Raw genomic sequence first — 503 nt, 5'->3', positions numbered from 1 at the left:
AGCGTCTAACATTGCGGTAATGCCTGTACCACATGAAGATACAGATAAATACGGGGTAATCGATCCTGAAGCGCAATTCTCTGAAAAAATCTACAATGTAAAACAATTCGTTGAAAAACCAAAACCAGAAGATGCGCCATCAAACTTGGCTATTATCGGTCGTTACTTGTTAACGCCAGAAATCTTTGACTTGTTGGAAACACAAGGTGAGGGTGCTGGTAACGAAATCCAATTAACAGATGCCATTGACCGGTTAAACAAAACGCAACGCGTGTTTGCGTATGAGTTTACTGGTCGTCGTTATGATGTTGGGAATAAATTGGGCTACATGCAAACAAGCATTGAATACGGCCTTGAACAAGACGATATCAAAGAAGGTTTGAAAGAGTATTTACTATCCATTGAAGATGAACTTTAATGAGAGAAATTTTTGTGAAAGGTTGTAATTAGCTTGAGCTAGTTGTAATCTTTTTCCCTTAAATCGTGTTAGAATGGTAAGCGAT

1 protein-coding gene is annotated in these 503 nt (G+C 38.4%); it reads left to right on the top strand.

Features of this window, described 5'->3' with window-relative positions; all coding sequences use genetic code 11:
- Positions 1–418 (top strand): sugar phosphate nucleotidyltransferase (locus tag ACRCJ0_RS19590; protein WP_431391893.1); only part of this gene is annotated, 418 nt, incomplete at its 5' end.
- Positions 419–503: the final 85 nt, after the last annotated feature.

This window comes from Aerococcus sp. L_32 (assembly GCF_050689315.1).
This window is presented reverse-complemented; position numbering and strand designations above follow the sequence as displayed.